Below are 16,617 nucleotides of genomic sequence, written 5' to 3'. Positions count from 1 at the left end.
TCGTCCCGACCGCCGTCGCCGGGTACGCTGAGTGATTAAGGTGTTAACCACAAGCCGTCATAGGGCTGTTGGGGTACATGGAGTACACATGACGAGTTCGCGTGCCTGGCGGCGTCCCACGCTCGGCGCCGTGGCGGCACGGGCGGGGGTGTCCACGGCCACGGTGTCGAACGCACTCAACGGCACCGGACGGCTGTCCGAGGCGACCAGGCAACGCGTGCTCGCCGCGGCGCGCGAGGTCGGTCACGCCCCGGCCAGCGCGGCCCGGGCCCTGGCCCGCGGGAGCACCGGAGTGCTCGGCCTGACCATGACGACGTACGGCGACCTTCCCGTCTCGTACATGGAGATCCCCTATTACGCACAACTGACGCTGGGCGCGATGTCGGCGGCGCACGAGCGCGGCTACATGCTCATGGTGATGCCGAGTTCCCTGTCACCGTGGATGTGGCTCAACACACCGATGGACGGTGTCATCCACGTCGAGCCGCGTGCCGATGACCCGGTGTGTTCCATCCTGCGGGAGCGGGGTATCCCGATGGTCACCGGCGGCCGGCCGCCCCAGCCGCACTGGCGCGACGCGTGGGTGGACACCGACTACGAAGCGGGCCTGCGCCTCCTGCTCGACCACCTCACGGAGGCCGGCGCTCGGCGGATCGCACTCTCCCAGCCGCTGCACGACGACGAGTACCCGCACCTGATCGGACGCGCCTACGCCTCCTGGTGCGCCGAGCACGACATGCTCGCCCTGGTCGAGGAGTACGCCCCGCTGCCCGACTACTTCACGGCTGAACGGGACGCTGTCAGCCGATTGCTCAACCGCGATCCACGACCGGACGCCGTCATCGGCATCTACTCCGACTCCGGTCACAACATCCTCGCCGCCGCCCGGCAGCACGGGCTTCGAGTGCCGCGGGATCTGCTGGTGGCGTGCATCAGTGAGGATCCGGATTACGCGACGACGACCCCGCCCGTCACCACGCTGGGCCTCCGCCCGGACCGGGTGAGCGACGAAGCGGTCGACCTGCTGATCGCTCTCATCAACGCCCGCAGCGGTGTGGACCGGCATCGGCTCGTGCAGCCGGTCCTGACCCCTCGCCGGTCCACACGACGCCCGGTACGGCGAGAGAACGGCGGGCGTGGACGTATGTGGAGTGCGGCAACAGGCCGCGAGACCGGAAAGCCGCAGGGGCGTCCCAGGACCGCTGCTTGGGAAGTCCCCGCGGCTTCGACGCCGTCGGCGTCGGCGTCGGCGTCGGCGTCGGCGTCGGCTCAGGGCAGCCGGTCCTTCGCCTTGTAGTAGGCGCCGCCGAGCAGCAGCACCGCGCTCAGCCTGGCCCCGCAGGCAGTGGTGAGTGTCGGCTCGGAGATCGCGGACCTCGCCGACGCCGCACGCTCGTTCCGCGGGGCGGCCCGCGTCGCCGAGGCCACCCCACCCGGCCAGCCCCTCCCCCCGGACCGGTCCTTCCACGAGCTGTCCGACATCGGCCTGCACCGCCTGCTGTACGCCCTCCGCGACGACACCCGGATCCAGGAGTACGCCGAACAGCAGCTCGGGCGGCTCATCGATCACGACACCCAGCACGGCACCGACCTGCTGACGACCCTGCGCCACTACCTCGAAGCGGCCGGCAACAAAACCACCGCCGCACGCCGGGGCAGCCTCTCCCGCGAAACCATGTACCAACGCCTGCGCACCATCGAGCGTCTCCTCGACCGCGACCTGGAATCCGGCGAACAGCGCACCGAACTCCACGCGGCGCTCACCGCACTCGACGTACTTCGAGCCCACTGACGTCGAACAAGCTGCGGCCTCGGCAGCGCTGATCCAACCACCGGCCTGACCAGACGCGGTGCTGCACGGCGGGGACAGTGTGCTGGGCGTACCCCCAGCCGGAGGACTCCCTCGACGAGGTGGCCGCCACTATGGCCAACGCGGTCTTCGGCCGGATCCATCTCTCCGTCGCATTCCCGAACTGGGGCATGTGCCGAAAGCGCCTTTGCCAGGTGCCGAGCTGTGTGTGCGAGGGCTGAGCGCAACTCGGTGGCGGCTGGAGCGGAAGTCAGGAAGGCTCGCGCGCATGGTTTCGGTATTGCAGAACGTGGCGATTGACTGTGCGGATGCCTACGAGCTGGCCCGTTTCTGGAGCAGGGTGACTGGCCGTCCGCTGCATCCGGAGGACAAACCAGGGGACCGGGAGACTCAGGTGCTGCTGGCGGAGGGCCCGATCCTGCACTTCAACGAGGTGACCGAGCCCAAGACGATCAAGAACCGGATCCACCTGTGCTTGCGCCCTGAGACCTCGCGTGAGCAGGAGGTGGAACGACTGCTGCTCCTCGGTGCCACCGTCGTCACCGATCACCGGAATCCCGATGGCTCGGGCTGGGCAGTCCTTGCTGACCCCGAAGGCAACGAATTCTGCGTTCTTCGCAGCGAGTCCGACCGAGCCGCGATCACTTCCTGAAGCTCACACGCGGCCACCCTGGCCGATTGCATATAACGGCTGGTCACAGCCACTCATTGATGGCAGCGATGAGAACGGTCGCCTCGCAGCGGACTGCAAGCTTGTCGTACCTTCGTGGCCACCGCCCCGGTGCCTCTTGAGGCGGTTGATCCCGCACTCGACCACGTGGCGCTCGCGGTAGTCCGTTTTGTCGAACTTCGGCGAACGACCGCCGCGGAAGCCGAGCTTGTTGCGGTTGCGGACTCGGGCGGCCTTGTCGGGATGGGCGCTGTGTCGTCACCCCCGGGGCAGGTGCGGCCGCGGCGGCGGCGCCGGAGTGCTGCGGGAGGCGCCTGCCGTTGGCGTTCTGCGCACGATGTGGGTGCATCAGTTCACCCGCGTCATCAGCGACGCCGAACAGGAGGTGGCCTGGCGAGTGAAGGCCGATCTCCCGCCGAGCCAGTGCTGATTGCCTGCCTACGCATCGCCAGCCCGGTACTCGAAGACCGGGGCGGAGGTGCGCTGAAGCACACTCTCGAAACCGACGCCCATTGGCGCCACCCATGTGCACGCGGCGTCGGCCGCTTGGTCGTGGGGAAACGTCAGTGCCGGCTGTGGACCGTGTCGGATGAACTGTGTTCGCCGATCGAGCCGTTGCCGCCCCAGCCGGGTCCGAAGCTGGTCGAGCGGCCGTGGGTGCCGGACCGGCAGGCGTTGTGCGGGATCCCGCTCATGGTGCGTACCGGCATCCAGTGGAAGTACCTGCCGCAAAATCTGGGCTTCGGTTCCGGAATGACGTGCCGGCGGCGCCTGGCCGCAGGGCATGAGGAGGGGCACCGGTTGACCGGTGCCCCCCTTCCGCGTACACGCGACTCAGTCCTGGGCGGGCAGCTCGCCCGAGAAGGCGGCAGCCATCCGCAGCCAGGGCGCCGCCTCGTCACCGCGCCCCTGGCGTTCCAGCGTGCGGCCCAGCATCAGGTGGGCGTAGTGCTCCACCGGATCCCGGTCGATGATCTGACGCAACTGCTCCTCGGCACGCCGCAGTTGCGCGGAGTGGTAGTAGGCCCGGGCCAACAGCAGCCGGGGACCGGTCTGCTCCGGGACCTCCTCGACGACAGCGGGAAGGAGGCGGGCGGCGCCGATGTAGTCCCGGGCCTCGAAGAGCAGTTGGGCCCTCTCCCAGCGCTCGAGGACGGTCTCCTCGTGCGACACGCCGACGCCGTTGTCGAACAGGTGCAGGGCACTGGCCCAGCGGTCGGGCGCGACTCCCTCCTGCGCGGGGTGGTCGTTGAAGGTGTCGAAGTTGTCAGTCATCAGTTCTCCCTTCCTGCCGGCTCCTGCGCGGGGCCGGCGTCGCGGGCGGCGAGCAGTGAGACATGGGTGGGGGCGTCGGGCACCTGGGCCGGCCGGTTCATGGCGAACTCCTTCCGCAGGACGGGCACGACCTCCTCTCCGAGCATGTCGAGCTGCTCCAGCACCGTCTTGAGCGGAACTCCGCCGCCGTCCACCATGAACAGCTGGCGCTGGTAGTCACCGGCGTACTCGCGGAAGGACAGCGTCTTCTCGATGACCTGCTCCGGGGTTCCGACGGTCAGCGGGGTCTGCTCCATGTACTCCTCCATGGACATCCCGCCGCCCATCACCGGTGAGCGGTCGAAGACCGGGCGGAACTCGCGTATGGCGTCCTGGGAGTTGCGGCGCATGTAGACGTGGCCGCCGAGGCCGACGATCGCCTGCTCGGCACTGCCGTGACCGTAGTGCGCGTACCGCTTCCGGTACAGATCGATCATCTTCCCGGTGTGCTCCTTCGGCCAGAAGATGTTGTTGTGGAAGAAACCGTCGCCGTAGTACGCGGCCTGCTCCGCGATCTCGGGTGAGCGGATGGAGCCGTGCCAGACGAACGGCGGGACCCCGTCCAGTGGCCGCGGCGTGGAGGTGAACCCCTGGATCGGCGTGCGGAACTTCCCCTCCCAGTTCACGACGTCCTCGCGCCACAGACGGTGCAGCAGCGCGTAGTTCTCGACGGCAAGGCTGATTCCGTCGCGGATGTCCTTGCCGAACCACGGATAGACCGGGCCGGTGTTGCCGCGGCCCATCATCAGGTCCACGCGGCCGTCGGCCAGGTGCTGAAGCATCGCGTAGTCCTCGGCGATCTTCACCGGGTCGTTCGTGGTGATCAGCGTCGTGGATGTGGACAGGATGATGCGCTCGGTGCGGGCGGCGATCCAGCCCAGCATCGTGGTCGGGGACGACGGCACGAACGGCCGGTTGTGATGCTCGCCGGTCGCGAAGACGTCCAGGCCCACTTCCTCGGCCTTCTGCGCGATGGCGACCATCGCCTTGATCCGCTCGTACTCCGTCGGCGTACGGCCCGTGGCCGGGTCCGTGGCGACATCACCGACGGTGAAGATGCCGAACTGCATCGTGATCAGCCTTTCCTTTGAGTTGATATATCAACCATATGCATCAACGCGCCCCGCCGCATCCGCATTCCGGCCGTGCGCCTCAGCCGTTCCGAGTCACGGACACCTGCCGAGCATCAGCACTGGTCCCGCTCAAGGCGCTCGACGACGCGATCCGCCACGCGGGCGAACGTCCGAAGCTCCTCGGGGGTCAGAGGATCGACGAACAGGCGCCGAACCGCCTCGACATGGCGGGGCGCGGCTTTCGTGATCACCTCTCGCCCCTCGGGCGTGATCACCACGAACGCACCGCGGCCATCCTCGGGGCATTCCCGCCTCTCCACCAGACCCCGCTTCGCCATCCGCGAGATCTGATGCGACATCCTGCTCTTCTCCCACTCCAGCCCCTTGGCCAGCTCCGCATGGCGCATCCGGCCGGCAGGCGCCCCCGTGAGGTTGACGAGCACGGCATAGTCGGAGCCCGACAGACGGGACTCCGACTGCAGACCGCGAGACAGGCGTCCGCCGAGCCTCTCGTGCATCCGAATGACGCTGCGCCAGGCACACTGCTCCGCCGGGGTGAGCCGCTGCGATGATTCGTCCATCCGAACGAGTGTAGGCGACTAGTTGAACTGTCATCTAGAGGCGCCACTGCGACCTTGGGGCGGCAACCCGGGGGTGGCCACACAGGGACAGGTGGACGCGATCCACTTCCCGGGTGCGCGCCGCCGACCGGTCAGTTTAGTTGACACATCACCACGCCTTCCCTATGTTCCTGGTTGACGAAACAACCGGCACGACGTCCTGACCGGGCGCGGGTCACTCCGGAAGGAACCACCTCATGTACATCACCGCCGCCGTCCTCAGCGTGCTGCTCACCCTTGTGGCACTGGCCGCCGGCGCGCCGAAGGCAATGCTGAAGGGTGACGTGTCCGCGGGGCTCCAGTCTCATATGGGCCTGAGTGCCGGGCTGGTCCGCTTCATAGGACTGGCCGAGGTCGGCGCGGCCGTGGGCCTGGTCGTGGGGCTCTTCTGGCAGCCGCTGGGCATCGCGGCCGCCGTGGGTTTCGGGATCACGATGATCGGTGCCGTGGGCTTCCACGCCAAGGCCGGCGACTACGCGGACCCCGCCACGCGCGGAAACGCCATGGCGCCCATCGTCCTGGCACTGGTCTCGGCGGCGACCGCAGTCACGCTCGGTCTGGCCATGTGAGCCTGCCCCCGGCGCCGTCCCGGCTGCCCCGCAGCGGCCGGAGCAGCCGATCGCGTCCGGTCAGAACGGTTCTTGGTCCAGCCGTTCGACCACCCGCTCGGAGATCCTGGCCGGCGTCGCCGTTCCGCGGTGGTGACGTGGTCGAGGAGAGCGAAGGTGCCGCCTCGGCTTGGAGCGGAGCGGCCGCTTCGGTCGCCTCCCGTCCCGTCGGCGTGATCACCACGAACGTGGCATGCCCGTCCTCGGGAGAGTCTTTCCGCGTCAGCACGTGGATGAGATCCAGAATCTGCTGCCGGCTGCGTCGGCCGGCCCCCGGCAGATCCACGCTTCAGGGAGCCCGGGTCTGCGTTTCCCACATCGCCGAGACGTTCTACGCGGTGAGGTCATGGACACTGACGCCGATCCCGTCCTGGGAGAACAGCGCGCGCAGGAGCGACGCGCCGAGATCCAGTTCACTCACTCGTTGGGTGGGGGCGGCCAGAACCGGCAGCTCGGCGGAACCCTCAGTCGGTGTTCACGGAAGGTGACATCCGCCGTGCCGCCCCGGCGGTGCCACCGTCCTCGGCGCGCTCCGGCCACTCGCCGCGCAGGGCACCGGATGTCCTCAGCCCAATACCACCACGTGCTTGCCCGGCGTCACGCCGGCTTCCAGGTCGGTTTGCGCTTCACGCACGGATTCAAGGCCCTGGTACACCTTCGCCACGCTGACCTTGAGTCGACCTTCGGAGATGGCGCGCAGTTGATGGGCGAACACGTCCGCGGGCAGGTCGGAGGCGGCGCCGCCGTAGGCCGTCAGCCGCACCCCGTTCGGAATGTAGCCGAGAGGGCTGAAGTCCTGGATGGTCCACGTGTCCGACAGTGCGCCCGTGAAGCAGACGGTGCCGTGGACGCGGACCGACCGCAGGGTGTCGTGCAGGTCGCAGGAGCCGACCAGTTCCAGCGCGGCGTCGACGCCGTCCGGGAAGATCTCCCGCACGGCCCGGGCGATCTCGCCGTCATCGACGATCGGGTGGTCGACGCCGAAGGCGCGCAGCGTCTCCTTGCGTTCGAGGCGACGGGTCGTGGAGAGCACGGTGGCTCCCAGGTCCTTCGCCATGGCGGCAGCGGTCAGCCCGACCGTCGAGGTGCCGCCGCGGATCAGCAGCGTCTGCCCGGGGCGCAGGTCGAGTCCGGTACTGAGGGAGCCATAGGCGGTCTGGCACATCTCCGGCAGCGCCCCGAGGGTCTCCCACGGCAGGTCGGAGTCGAACGGGATCACCTGGTCGACCGGGACCAGTGTGTATTGCGCGTACGCTCCGTCGAACGAGCGGCCCATTCCGCCCATCATGGTGGCCACCTGCTGACCGGGGCGCAAGCCGCTGTCGGCGGGCGCTTCGTCGACCACACCGACGCATTCGATGCCCGGCACGCGCGGCAGCGTCACGTCGGGGCTGGACAGGCCCTTGCGTGTGGTGACCTCGGATTCGTTGACCCCGAAGGCCTTGACCCTGATACGAACCCATCCGGGCCGGACCTTGGGCAAGGGCACGTCTGTGACGACGAGTTTCTCGATGCCGCCGGGTTCGGCGACCACGATGGCCCGCATTGTTCCCTCCATGGCGACTCCTTGTTCGTACGGTGTCTGTACGGTCGGTTCTACGCACTGAGGAAGCCGTGCAGGTCCGCAGTGAACTTGACGGGGTTCTTGAACGCCAGGAAGTGGTCACCCTGTTCATCCTCGGTGACGCCGCCGTAGGCGATGACCTTGGTGGGGCGCAGGCGGACGACGAGTTCGCCGGGGACGGCGTTGCGCTTGCCGAATTCCTTGGCCCTGTCCGCGCCCATGTACCGGGCACCGGCCCGGGTCGCGACATCGAGGAGTTCGTCGAGGTCCCCGCTGAGCGTCACTTCGCCGCGCGCCTCGACGTAGGCGAACGGAGGCGCGTCGTCAGCGACGCAGAGTGATGCTCGGGGGTTGCGCCGCAGGTTGCGGGCCTTGGCCGTCGCGCTTCCCGTGGTGAACAGGAAGGCCTCGCCATCGAAGACGTACCAGACGGGGGTGATGTTCGGCGTGCCATCGCCCCCGACGGTGGCGAACCGTCCGGTGGGCGCGCCGCGCGTGACGAAGGCGTGCCATTCATCGGCCGACATACTGTGCATGGGCGGTCCTTGTCCTTGTCCGTCGTCGGTCGGTCGGCCGGTTGGTCGATCGGTCGGTTGGTCGGTTGGTCGGTTGGTCAACCGGGGCGGCGGTTGTGCGGAACCGTCGCCAGAACGAGGTGGTAGGAGTGGTCGACGAGTTCGGCGACCAGGTCGGCGGTGACGCCCCGGCCGGCTCCTACGGAGATCCAGTGCCGCTTGTCGAGGTAGCGGCCCGGAGTGAGCGACGGGTACTGGCCTTGTAGCAGACGCCCGTACTCCGGTTCCGCCTTGAGGGTGACGATGAGTTCGTCCGGGTCGTCGGTGACGATCAGGAAGACCTTGCCCGCCACCTTGTAGACGTCCAGCTGCTCGGTGAACGGGCGCCCGTGGCTGACTCCCGGGAGCGTGAGTGCGGTGTGGCGCGCGGTGTCCTGGAGCTTCGTGCCGTTGAAGGACATGCCGGAGGTCAGGTGCGGCGGCCGTAGGTGTGCGGGTCGACAGGCTGCCGGGACTTGGCGAGCCCGCTGACGACAAGACGGTAGGAGTCGGTCACGAGCTCCTTCACCAGCGTCTCGTCGACAGTGTCTCCGCCCTCCAGCGTGATCCAGTGCCTCTTGTTCATGTGGTATCCGGGGGTGATCTCCACGTGCTCGTGACGCAGGGCGGCCGACTCGTCGGGGGCCGATTTGAGAATCACCGAGGGCTCACCCGTCACCTGCGTCATGAGCATGAAAACCTTGCCACGCACCTTGTACACCTCCCACTCGGGGCCGAACGGGTGCTCCAGCCCAGCCCCGGGAAGTTCCTCGGCGCAGTCGGCGGCGGTCTTCTGCAGCGTCTCTCCGTCCATGGTCATCAGCTCCTTCATCGATCCACGACGCCCCGACCGGCGGTACAGGGCGCGCGGTGCCGTTTCCGGCATGATCAGTACGAACAGCAGTGCCAGCCACACGACCGCGGCGGTGAGCACGCGGGACGCGCGGGACGCCCTCACCATCCTTTCCCCCCTGACGACAGAGCAGTTGGTAAACTGCGGACACATGATGGTCGACAGGCGACACCCGAGGAGGTCGGAGCAGGATTCCTCCGCCCTCTTCGTCCCGCGGCCCGACCCCGCCGTACGCGCAGAGCCCGAGTCCGTCCCGCTGTACGGCTTCCAGCCCCCCGTCGGTACGCCGTACGGCCTGGAAGTGACCACCGTCGAGGACTTCCATACCGACCACAACGACTGGCCGTGGAATCCGCCCCGTCCGGGCCGTGCCACCTTCCACTACCTGATCCTCGTGACGGAGGGTGAACTGCGGCACGACGTCGACCACGTCACACGCACCGTCGCACCTGGCCAGTGGCTGTGGGTACGCCCAGGGCACGTGCAGTGCTGGCACGACCCCAGGGCCGTACGTGGGCCCTTCATCCTGTTCGAACCGGAGGCGCTCCGGCCCGACATCGCCCACCAGCTGGCTCCCGTCACTTCGCACGACGCCCCCGCCGTGCTGACCCCGCATTCCGACGACGCCCCCTGGCTGGAGCAGACCGCGTTCCAACTCCTCGACGAACACCGGGCGTTGGGACGCCGCCCGCTCGCGGCCCATCACGCCCTGCGGTGCAGCCTCCTCGAAGCCCTGCTGCTGCGCCTCGCCAGCTCACCGGACCTCACACAAGCTCCGGTCGCCGCCAGGACCACTCCCCTGGTCGGCACCTCGGGGCAACGGCCGGTCTACGAACGGTTCCTGGACGCCCTGGAGCTGCGCTACCGCGAGCTGCACCACGTCGACGACTACGCCCGGCTGCTCGGCTGTTCCGTACGCACCCTCAGCCGCGCCACCCGGGCCGCCGCCGACACGGGAGCACGGCAGGTCATCGATCAGCGCCGCCTGCTCGAAGCGCGCCGTCTGCTCGGCCACGCCCGGTGGACCGCCCGCGCTGTCGCCGACCACCTCGGCTTCACCGACACGGCCAACTTCGGCCGGTTCTTCCGCCACCACACCGGCCTCACACCCGCCGCCTACGCGGCTCGTCAGGCCGCCCCGGATCCCTGAGACCCACCCGCCGGTGGATATCCCAAAACTTCGCGTGCCGTGTCATGAGGATTCCATTTCAGGCCCGCGCCGGAGGATCCCTAGGGTCACAGGCACGGACAAACCGAGCGTCATCATCACTGGGGCAGGCTCCGGCACCGGGCGCGGTATCGCCCGCGCTTTCGTCGAAGCGGGATACGAGGTCTTCGCGAGTGACATCTCCCAGGAACGCCTGGAGGAGACGAAGGCCGAGCTGTCCTCCCCCTCGTCGCTCCACCTGCGGGTCGTCGACGTGAGCAGAGATCGTCCGACTTGCACATCGCCGCCGCGGCCTCGGCCGGGCCGCTCTGAACGGTTTCGGCCTTCCCGCCGAGCTCGGTGACGATCTCCTTCATCACGTAGGCCTGGAGGGAGTTCTCCATGTACTGGCCGTCGTGGAACCTCACCAGGCCCTCCTTCTTGAGGGCCGCGGCGACGTCGCGATCGACGTCCGCCTCCGAGCCGGAGGAGGTCGCTGCCTGCGGCGCGCACGCGGTGGCGAGCAGCACGGCGCAGAGGCCGGCGGCCGCCCCGCCGAGTCAGCGTCTGCCGTGACGCACGCCCTGACGGGCCGTCGTGCCCTCGGTCGCGCCGGGAACGTTCTGATGCCTGTTGCCGACGGCCGCAGTTCGCTTCTTGAGTCCGACAAGCCTTGCTCTGCGCTGCGTGGTCTGCTCCTGCCATGGTCCGGCGATGTCCCGGGCGGCAACGGCATGCGTCGTCCAGCCGGCCGCTGAGTCGGCCGGGAGATTCATCGCGGGGGTGGTGACGCAAATGAGATCACTCGGTGAGTTGCGCACAGTTATGGGCCGCCGGCGACCACGGACCATTGGAAGCGTTACGAAAGTACGCCGTGATCCTTGGTGCTCAGACCCGAAAGCGAGACCGCCGCATCCCGGACGCGCTGACGGAATCGACTGAAGCCCCCGCTGCCATCTGCGTTTTTCGACAGAACGAGGAGCAGCGGCGCGCGGCTGGCTGCATTTCGCGGTATCCGCTCGGATTCCCTCCTTCCAGCATGGGGCGCGCCACTTCGACGGGCCGAGGAGCCCCAGACCGGAGGTCGACGATGACGCCATGCAGTGACCGCGAATCCGGGAGCGGCTCGTGAGCGCGCCGACCGTGGTCGAGCCCTGCGTCACCCCGGGCCACCCTCCCAGGAGCGGATCGCGCGTCGAGGCACGGTCGACTCCGGTCAATGTTTCGCTGGACCCGGGAATGCGGCTGATGGACGCTCTTGCGAAGGTGGCACAGGAGAAGGGTGTCGACTCCGCCCACACCGAGATTCTCAGCGGCACCTTCGACACCCTGGAGTACTGCATTCCCACGGACTGCCCCGACGGCAGCAAGGCCCTCCAGTACGGAGAGGGCAGAACCGCCAAGGGGCCCGTCAACCTCATCCGGGGTTCGGTGACTCTGGGGAGGCGAAACGGCGAGCCGTTCATCCACTGTGTCACGCGGCATGGATCGACGCGGAGGGTGCGGTGCGGGCAGGCCACGTCCTCCTCCCCGACACGGTGATCGGGCCGGTAGCGGTGCGTGCGATCGTGTACCCGCTGCCCGGCGTGCACTATCGCAGCGACGACGGTCCCGAGACTCGGATGCCGGTGTTCACACCACAGCCCGCCAACGTCCCGGCCTCGGCCGAGGGCCGGCTCGTGGTGGTCGCCCGTGTACTTCCCGGGATGAACCTGCGCGAGGCCGCGGAGCGCATCTGCGTGGACGCCGGGTTCCGCCGCGGCATCGTGCGGGGCCGGACTCCGAACCGGACTCGCCGCTGCACATCCTCGTCGGCGACATCACCGGCGCCGTGCACGGAGGGGTCGTCGATCCCGCCAACAGCCCCGTCGCGGTCACCATCGAACTCGCCGTCTTCGAGGACGACAGCTGATTCCCAGTAGGTGCGGACGGCGGCCCGATGCCATCGATCCCGCGGACATCGCCGAGTACCTGCGCGTGTACAGCTCCCCAGGCACCAACCGGGCGGGTTTCCAGTGCTACCGAAGCGCCCTCCAAGACGTCGCGGACAACACCGGGCTGCCCCCGCTGGAGATGCCGGTCCTGGCGGTCGGCGGCGGCACCGGCTGGGGTCGTGGGTCCGAGGTCGCCGCCTCCTGCCGGAAGATGGCCTAGGACAGGCCTAGGACGTCACCGAGGTGGTGATCGACGAGTGCGGTCACTGGGTCCCCGACGAGCAGCCCGAGAAACTGGCCGGCCACCTCCGCTCCTTTTTTCCAGCAGTCCTCACCCCGGCTGTTCAGCGGAATGGGCAGGCTGACGCCCTGAGAGCGCAAACCGGTGTCGCGAACAGCGTTGTGCCGTCGCGACCACCGGTCGTGCTCAGGGTGTCCCCCTGGTCTCAGGCACGCCAGTGCACTTTGAAGACCCATGCGTGCTGCCCCGCCTTGCGTGCGGCTTCGGGGACGTCGATCACCAGCGCCCCGTTGCTGCGGGTCCAGGTCAGGGGCCGGCCATGGCCGAGCATCGTCACCTTGTCTCCGCTGCGGATCGGGATCGGTGCTTCAACGGTGAGTCTGGCGCCCGGCTTGGCCAGGGAGTGGATGTAGAAGGCCTCGTCGGGGCGGATGGTGAACCGCAGGTCCTCGCCCAGTTCGGCCATCCGGGACCAGTACGTGGTGTCGTAGATCGCCTCTCCGTTGGTGCGCAGCCAGCGGCCTGTCTCGCGCAGCCGGGTCTGCATGATCTCGGGGATGGTGCCGTCGGCACGTGGGCCGATGTCGAGGAGGAAGTTGCCGTTCTTGGAGACGATGTCGACGAGGCTGTGCACGACCTCCTCGGTCGTCATGTAGGCGTCGTCCGGGGTCGCCTGGTTGTACCCGTAGCTGAACGGGTCCAGGCCGCGGCTGGACTCCCACTTGGCGACGACCGTGTTGTCGTACGTCGTGTACTCGGGGGTCGTGAAGTCGTGGAAGCCGATGCCCGAACGGTCGTTGACGGTGACCTCGATGGGCCGGGCGCGGTTCTTCGCGTGGTTGAAGTACTCGGCCAGGACACGGAGGCTGTCGTTGGCGCCGCCGATGTCGCACCAGATGAGCTCCGGGTCGTAGCCTTCGATCAGCTCCAGCATCTGCGGGGCCTGGTAGTCCTTCACGAAGTCCTTGCCCCCGGTGTAACCCGTGTAGGGCACCGGATCCTGGGTGTACGGATTGCGCGGGGCGTGACCCATCCAGGGGTTGTCCGGGTTGAACCACTCGGGCATGGAGAAGTAGAGCCCGCGGTGGAGTTCGGGGGTGTAGCGACGGGACGCGTCGAAGAGTTCCTTGACGAGGTCCCGCTTCGGGCCCATCTTCACGGAGTTGCGGTCGGAGACCTTCGTGTCCCACAGGGCGAAGCCTTCGTGGTGCTTCGAGGTCAGTACGTGGTACTCCGCGCCCGCGTCCCGGAAGAGTTCGACCCAGGCGCGCGGGTCGAACTTCTCCGCCGTGAACATCGGGATGAAGTCGTCGTAGGCGAAGTTCTCGCCATATGTCTCTCGGTGGTACCCGTAGACGGCGTTCGCGGGGTCCTGCATGTGGTTCCAGTACCACTCGGCGTACTGCTTTCCGACCGGCGACCAGGCCGGCACCGAGTAGACGCCCCAGTGGATGAAGATGCCGAACTTTGCGCCCTGGAACCAGTACGACGCCTGGTGGCCGGAGAGAGAGGACGCGGTGGGCTGGTAGTCGGCGACACCGAGGGTCAACCGGCTTTTCTGCGCGGCGACTTGGGTTCCGCGTCCGGTGACGGTCACCGAGCCGTCGCGGACCGTGCCGGGGGCGGTGCCCGCACGGTTGCGGATGCCCACGCGGATGCGGGCCTGCTCACCGGGGTCCAGGCGGCGGACACGGGCGGCTTCGACGGTGCGGGCTCCCGGAACCTCGACGCCCACCGACACGCCGTCCGCGGCCAGGACGGAGACCGTCCCCGCGTTGACGACGGTGGCTTCGATGCTCTGGGCGCCGGACGACTCCAGCAGCGAGTTCGTGGACCGGGCCGCGCGCAGGGCCAGCGCGCGCCCCTGGGCGGCAGGTTGCAGGGACAGCGCGAACACGTGGAGCGACGCCTTGTTCGCCTGGGCCGGATTGGTCACCGGGAGCGTGATCGCCACGGCGTCGCGCTGTGGGTCGAGCCACAACTCGGACGTGCCGATCCCCACACGGTGTTCGTCCCTGGTGCCGTCCGGTGTGTAGCGGTACGGCGCCGACAGAGATCCACCCGTGGAGTACCAGTCGGATCCACCGAGGGTGGCGGTCGTGGTCGAGCCGTCCGCGTAGTGGACCGTGGCTTTGCCGGAGGCGTTGCCGTAGCTGCCCGCGGTGAGGAAGAGGGCCGAGAGGTAGCGGCCTCTGGGCAGTTCTACGCGCTGGCCGAGTGCGACGACATTGTTCTTCGCGCCTGCGTCCGAGGCCGCTAAGACAAAGGGCGTGCCGTCGACTTCGACACGGCCCGTGGGAAGTTCCTCGCCCGGGAACGTGTAGCCCGAGCCGTCGAAGTCACCGCCCCGTGCGGAGGCGGTGTCGACGCCGTCGTTGTCGTAGAGGGAGTCGAGGGGAACAGGGACGGGGTCGGGGACGGGAGCCCACGACCGGGCGTACTCGGCAAGCGGTTCGGCGGCGTGTGCGGCGTTGGCTGAGGCGAGGGGAAGGGCCGCCGCGGCGGCGACTCCGGCTGCGGCGCCCAGGACCTGACGCCTCGGATACGTACCCATGAGCGACTCCAAATCATCGGATGTCTGATGATTGAATGGACCCGTGGTGGTGTCAACGGTGCCGACAGAGAGGAAAGTTGAGAGAATAGGTAGGACGACAAGTGGGTGGCCGGGACACATGTACTGATTGACCAATTTCTGGCGGATCTCAGTCGCACAGCGGTCGGCTCGGGTGTACGGCGTCACGCTGCTCGGACGGTTTGATCTGAGCCCTCGGCCGGGCGAGGACACCGTCAGGAGCGGCGGGCCGTCAGGCTCGGACGAGGCCGCCGTCGACATCGACGACGGTGCCGTTGACGCCTTGGTCCACATACCCCTCAGTGGTGACATCGCCTACCAGAGTGGGTTCAACGCCAATGGCATCGCGCGAACCCCGGACGGCAAGGCGCTGCTCGTCGTACAGAGCAACACCGAGCTCGAGGCCGTTGGCGAAGGCGTGCAGGTAGGGCAGGTCGGCGGCAAACGCCTGCCGCCCCTCGCCATCGGCCACCGCCCTGCGGATGCATGACCTTCTCGGGCGGAATCACCCGCCGACGCCTCGCACGCGACACCAACGGATCTGGTCACGCTTCGCCACCACCGACTACAGGACAGGGCCGTTTGTCTGCCAGGCCCTGACGCGCACCACGCCCATGTCAAGATCCTGCAATGTCTCGGCGCGAAGACCGGGAAGGGTGCGCCGCAGTTACTCCTGGTTTTCGCGCCAGCGAGCGCCCCACCGGGAACATCCGCTCGGCGGTCAACGGGACCGGGCGATTTCCGCGATGCTGCGAACCGGCTCGCCCAGGCGCCGTCCCGTTACACGGCCGCACCCGGCCCACCAGGTAACAGGACACGAGCGCTACGGCCGCGGTCCTGACAGAAGTAGTTGCGCTCATCGTCAGTACCAGCACATGCCGATGGCGGAGCGTTGCCCGATCCGTCTTGCCGCGGGCGCCGAGTCTGTGGAGGACCAGGTGGCGGGGAACCGCCCTGCGACCCGGCACTGCGTGGCGGCGTGTTTCTTGAGGTGGAGCCAAGCACGTCCCCACTTCTTGGACAACCTCGCCGGCTACCGGGGGCGGTATGGTGCGTAGAGCTTCGCGGCTTGGCCGCCCGGCGCCACGGTCAGGCAGCGCGGAGGAGCACCGCGAGGGCGGCCGGGGCCGACGCGCGACCCACGGTCACGCGCACAGGACGGACGGTGCGGACGGTGACCGTGACCTGCGAGCGGTTCCGCGCGAAGACGACCAGGCGCAGCACCGCGAACCGCCCGACACCGGCGAGTGCGGAGGCGGACAGGTAAACGACCTGCTCCAGCACCGCACCGGGCGTCGACACCAGCAGTTGCAGGGCAAGCATCGCCACGCAGGTCACGGCGTATGCGGCCGCCGCGGACCCGGCCGACTGCGCGTGCTGGCGCCAGGTAGCGCGCCCGCCCGCACCGAAGGTGAAGCGGGCGTGCAGGTCGGTGGCGAGGAGTGTGGAAGCCGCCGTGATCAGGGCGTTGGCCAGGGCCCAGGGAAGCCAGGAGGCGAGGGCTGCCACGGCGAAGCTGGAGGCGAGCCCCACCCCGCCACCGAAGAGCACGAAGCGGGCGAAGGCGGTAAAGGCACCGGGTGCCGCCTGTTGCCGGCTCTGCACTGATTCCATGATCCACAATCCTCTTAATTGATGCATCATCTTTATATATGAC

The 16,617-nt window shown here is 68.2% G+C and carries 17 protein-coding genes and 2 pseudogenes; 10 read left to right on the top strand and 9 right to left on the bottom strand.

From position 1 onward, the window contains the following. Nucleotides 1-88: 88 nt before the first annotated feature. The 4 genes and pseudogenes from OG622_RS48775 to OG622_RS48760 form a co-directional block, all read left to right on the top strand. Entirely contained in the window at nt 89-1,297 is a 1,209-nt protein-coding gene (locus OG622_RS48775; RefSeq protein ID WP_371583824.1) for a LacI family DNA-binding transcriptional regulator, read from the top strand. Between the two features lie 15 nt (nt 1,298-1,312). Continuing rightward, nucleotides 1,313-1,792 (top strand): annotated as a pseudogene (locus tag OG622_RS48770) (PucR family transcriptional regulator); the annotation flags it as partial. A gap of 286 nt (nt 1,793-2,078) precedes the next feature. Further along, nucleotides 2,079-2,462 (top strand): VOC family protein, encoded by a 384-nt coding sequence (locus OG622_RS48765; RefSeq protein ID WP_371583822.1) that lies wholly within the window; start codon nt 2,079-2,081, stop codon nt 2,460-2,462. Between the two features lie 261 nt (nt 2,463-2,723). Beyond that, nucleotides 2,724-3,215 (top strand): annotated as a pseudogene (locus tag OG622_RS48760) (hypothetical protein); the annotation flags it as partial. A gap of 99 nt (nt 3,216-3,314) precedes the next feature. On the opposite strand, the gene OG622_RS48755 reads toward OG622_RS48760, so the two are convergent. From OG622_RS48755 to OG622_RS48745, 3 genes are all read right to left on the bottom strand, one after another. Continuing rightward, nucleotides 3,315-3,755, bottom strand: a complete 441-nt coding sequence (locus OG622_RS48755; protein WP_371583820.1) for a tetratricopeptide repeat protein — start codon at nt 3,753-3,755, stop codon at nt 3,315-3,317. Then, complete coding sequence (locus OG622_RS48750) at nt 3,755-4,864, bottom strand: LLM class flavin-dependent oxidoreductase (RefSeq protein ID WP_371583818.1); 1,110 nt, start codon at nt 4,862-4,864, stop codon at nt 3,755-3,757. The genes OG622_RS48755 and OG622_RS48750 overlap by 1 nt, the downstream gene beginning before the upstream one ends. Nucleotides 4,865-4,980: 116 nt before the next feature. Continuing rightward, the gene (locus tag OG622_RS48745; protein WP_371583816.1) at nt 4,981-5,448 is read right to left on the bottom strand and encodes a MarR family winged helix-turn-helix transcriptional regulator; all 468 of its coding nucleotides are present in this window, start codon (nt 5,446-5,448) and stop codon (nt 4,981-4,983) included. Nucleotides 5,449-5,684: 236 nt separating this feature from the next. Here OG622_RS48745 and OG622_RS48740 point away from each other — a divergent pair, with 236 nt between their 5' ends. Beyond that, entirely contained in the window at nt 5,685-6,056 is a 372-nt protein-coding gene (locus OG622_RS48740) for a DoxX family protein (protein ID WP_371583814.1), read from the top strand. Between the two features lie 604 nt (nt 6,057-6,660). Here OG622_RS48740 and OG622_RS48735 read toward each other — a convergent pair. The 4 genes from OG622_RS48735 to OG622_RS48720 all read right to left on the bottom strand — a co-directional run bounded on the left by OG622_RS48735 (nt 6,661) and on the right by OG622_RS48720 (nt 9,027). Next, nucleotides 6,661-7,641: an alcohol dehydrogenase catalytic domain-containing protein gene (locus OG622_RS48735; protein WP_371584452.1), complete on the bottom strand. Its 981-nt coding sequence runs from the start codon at nt 7,639-7,641 to the stop codon at nt 6,661-6,663. A gap of 50 nt (nt 7,642-7,691) precedes the next feature. Next, nucleotides 7,692-8,195 carry a PPOX class F420-dependent oxidoreductase gene (locus OG622_RS48730; protein WP_371583812.1) on the bottom strand — a complete coding sequence of 168 codons (504 nt, stop codon included), beginning with the start codon at nt 8,193-8,195 and terminating at the stop codon, nt 7,692-7,694. A 77-nt stretch (nt 8,196-8,272) separates the two neighbouring features. After that, entirely contained in the window at nt 8,273-8,635 is a 363-nt protein-coding gene (locus tag OG622_RS48725) for an MmcQ/YjbR family DNA-binding protein (RefSeq protein ID WP_371583810.1), read from the bottom strand. An 8-nt stretch (nt 8,636-8,643) separates the two neighbouring features. Beyond that, on the bottom strand, nt 8,644-9,027 hold the full coding sequence (locus OG622_RS48720) for an MmcQ/YjbR family DNA-binding protein (protein WP_371584451.1): 384 nt from the start codon (nt 9,025-9,027) through the stop codon (nt 8,644-8,646). 190 nt (nt 9,028-9,217) lie between these two features. Between OG622_RS48720 and OG622_RS48715 the strand changes: the two genes are divergently transcribed. The 4 genes from OG622_RS48715 to OG622_RS48700 all read left to right on the top strand — a co-directional run bounded on the left by OG622_RS48715 (nt 9,218) and on the right by OG622_RS48700 (nt 12,367). Then, nucleotides 9,218-10,216 carry a helix-turn-helix domain-containing protein gene (locus OG622_RS48715; protein ID WP_371583808.1) on the top strand — a complete coding sequence of 333 codons (999 nt, stop codon included), beginning with the start codon at nt 9,218-9,220 and terminating at the stop codon, nt 10,214-10,216. A gap of 13 nt (nt 10,217-10,229) precedes the next feature. Next, nucleotides 10,230-10,577 carry an SDR family NAD(P)-dependent oxidoreductase gene (locus tag OG622_RS48710; RefSeq protein ID WP_371583806.1) on the top strand — a complete coding sequence of 116 codons (348 nt, stop codon included), beginning with the start codon at nt 10,230-10,232 and terminating at the stop codon, nt 10,575-10,577. An 884-nt stretch (nt 10,578-11,461) separates the two neighbouring features. Further along, entirely contained in the window at nt 11,462-11,755 is a 294-nt protein-coding gene (locus tag OG622_RS48705; RefSeq protein ID WP_371583804.1) for a hypothetical protein, read from the top strand. Between the two features lie 435 nt (nt 11,756-12,190). After that, a complete protein-coding gene (locus OG622_RS48700; RefSeq protein ID WP_371583803.1) occupies nt 12,191-12,367 on the top strand; it encodes a hypothetical protein in 177 nt (58 codons plus the stop codon). Between the two features lie 226 nt (nt 12,368-12,593). Here OG622_RS48700 and OG622_RS48695 read toward each other — a convergent pair whose 3' ends face one another. Beyond that, on the bottom strand, nt 12,594-14,942 hold the full coding sequence (locus OG622_RS48695) for an alpha-L-fucosidase (RefSeq protein WP_371583801.1): 2,349 nt from the start codon (nt 14,940-14,942) through the stop codon (nt 12,594-12,596). A gap of 127 nt (nt 14,943-15,069) precedes the next feature. On the opposite strand from OG622_RS48695, the gene OG622_RS48690 reads away from it, so the two are divergent. Beyond that, complete coding sequence (locus tag OG622_RS48690) at nt 15,070-15,450, top strand: hypothetical protein (RefSeq protein WP_371583799.1); 381 nt, start codon at nt 15,070-15,072, stop codon at nt 15,448-15,450. 599 nt (nt 15,451-16,049) lie between these two features. Here OG622_RS48690 and OG622_RS48685 read toward each other — a convergent pair. After that, nucleotides 16,050-16,574 (bottom strand): hypothetical protein, encoded by a 525-nt coding sequence (locus OG622_RS48685; protein WP_371583797.1) that lies wholly within the window; start codon nt 16,572-16,574, stop codon nt 16,050-16,052. Nucleotides 16,575-16,617: the final 43 nt, after the last annotated feature.

Source organism: Streptomyces sp. NBC_01314, from assembly GCF_041435215.1.
GTDB lineage: Bacteria > Actinomycetota > Actinomycetes > Streptomycetales > Streptomycetaceae > Streptomyces.
This window is presented reverse-complemented; position numbering and strand designations above follow the sequence as displayed.

Bases quoted from the DNA above. Each gene is read 5' to 3' on its own strand.
- OG622_RS48775 (WP_371583824.1), top strand. From the start codon at position 89: ATGACGAGTTCGCGTGCCTGGCGGCGTCCCACGCTCGGCGCCGTGGCG.
- OG622_RS48765 (WP_371583822.1), top strand. From the start codon at position 2,079: ATGGTTTCGGTATTGCAGAACGTGGCGATTGACTGTGCGGATGCCTAC.
- OG622_RS48755 (WP_371583820.1), bottom strand. From the start codon at position 3,755: ATGACTGACAACTTCGACACCTTCAACGACCACCCCGCGCAGGAGGGA.
- OG622_RS48750 (WP_371583818.1), bottom strand. From the start codon at position 4,864: ATGCAGTTCGGCATCTTCACCGTCGGTGATGTCGCCACGGACCCGGCC.
- OG622_RS48745 (WP_371583816.1), bottom strand. From the start codon at position 5,448: ATGGACGAATCATCGCAGCGGCTCACCCCGGCGGAGCAGTGTGCCTGG.
- OG622_RS48740 (WP_371583814.1), top strand. From the start codon at position 5,685: ATGTACATCACCGCCGCCGTCCTCAGCGTGCTGCTCACCCTTGTGGCA.
- OG622_RS48735 (WP_371584452.1), bottom strand. From the start codon at position 7,641: ATGCGGGCCATCGTGGTCGCCGAACCCGGCGGCATCGAGAAACTCGTC.
- OG622_RS48730 (WP_371583812.1), bottom strand. From the start codon at position 8,195: ATGCACAGTATGTCGGCCGATGAATGGCACGCCTTCGTCACGCGCGGC.
- OG622_RS48725 (WP_371583810.1), bottom strand. From the start codon at position 8,635: ATGTCCTTCAACGGCACGAAGCTCCAGGACACCGCGCGCCACACCGCA.
- OG622_RS48720 (WP_371584451.1), bottom strand. From the start codon at position 9,027: ATGGACGGAGAGACGCTGCAGAAGACCGCCGCCGACTGCGCCGAGGAA.
- OG622_RS48715 (WP_371583808.1), top strand. From the start codon at position 9,218: ATGATGGTCGACAGGCGACACCCGAGGAGGTCGGAGCAGGATTCCTCC.
- OG622_RS48705 (WP_371583804.1), top strand. From the start codon at position 11,462: ATGGACGCTCTTGCGAAGGTGGCACAGGAGAAGGGTGTCGACTCCGCC.
- OG622_RS48695 (WP_371583801.1), bottom strand. From the start codon at position 14,942: ATGGGTACGTATCCGAGGCGTCAGGTCCTGGGCGCCGCAGCCGGAGTC.
- OG622_RS48685 (WP_371583797.1), bottom strand. From the start codon at position 16,574: ATGGAATCAGTGCAGAGCCGGCAACAGGCGGCACCCGGTGCCTTTACC.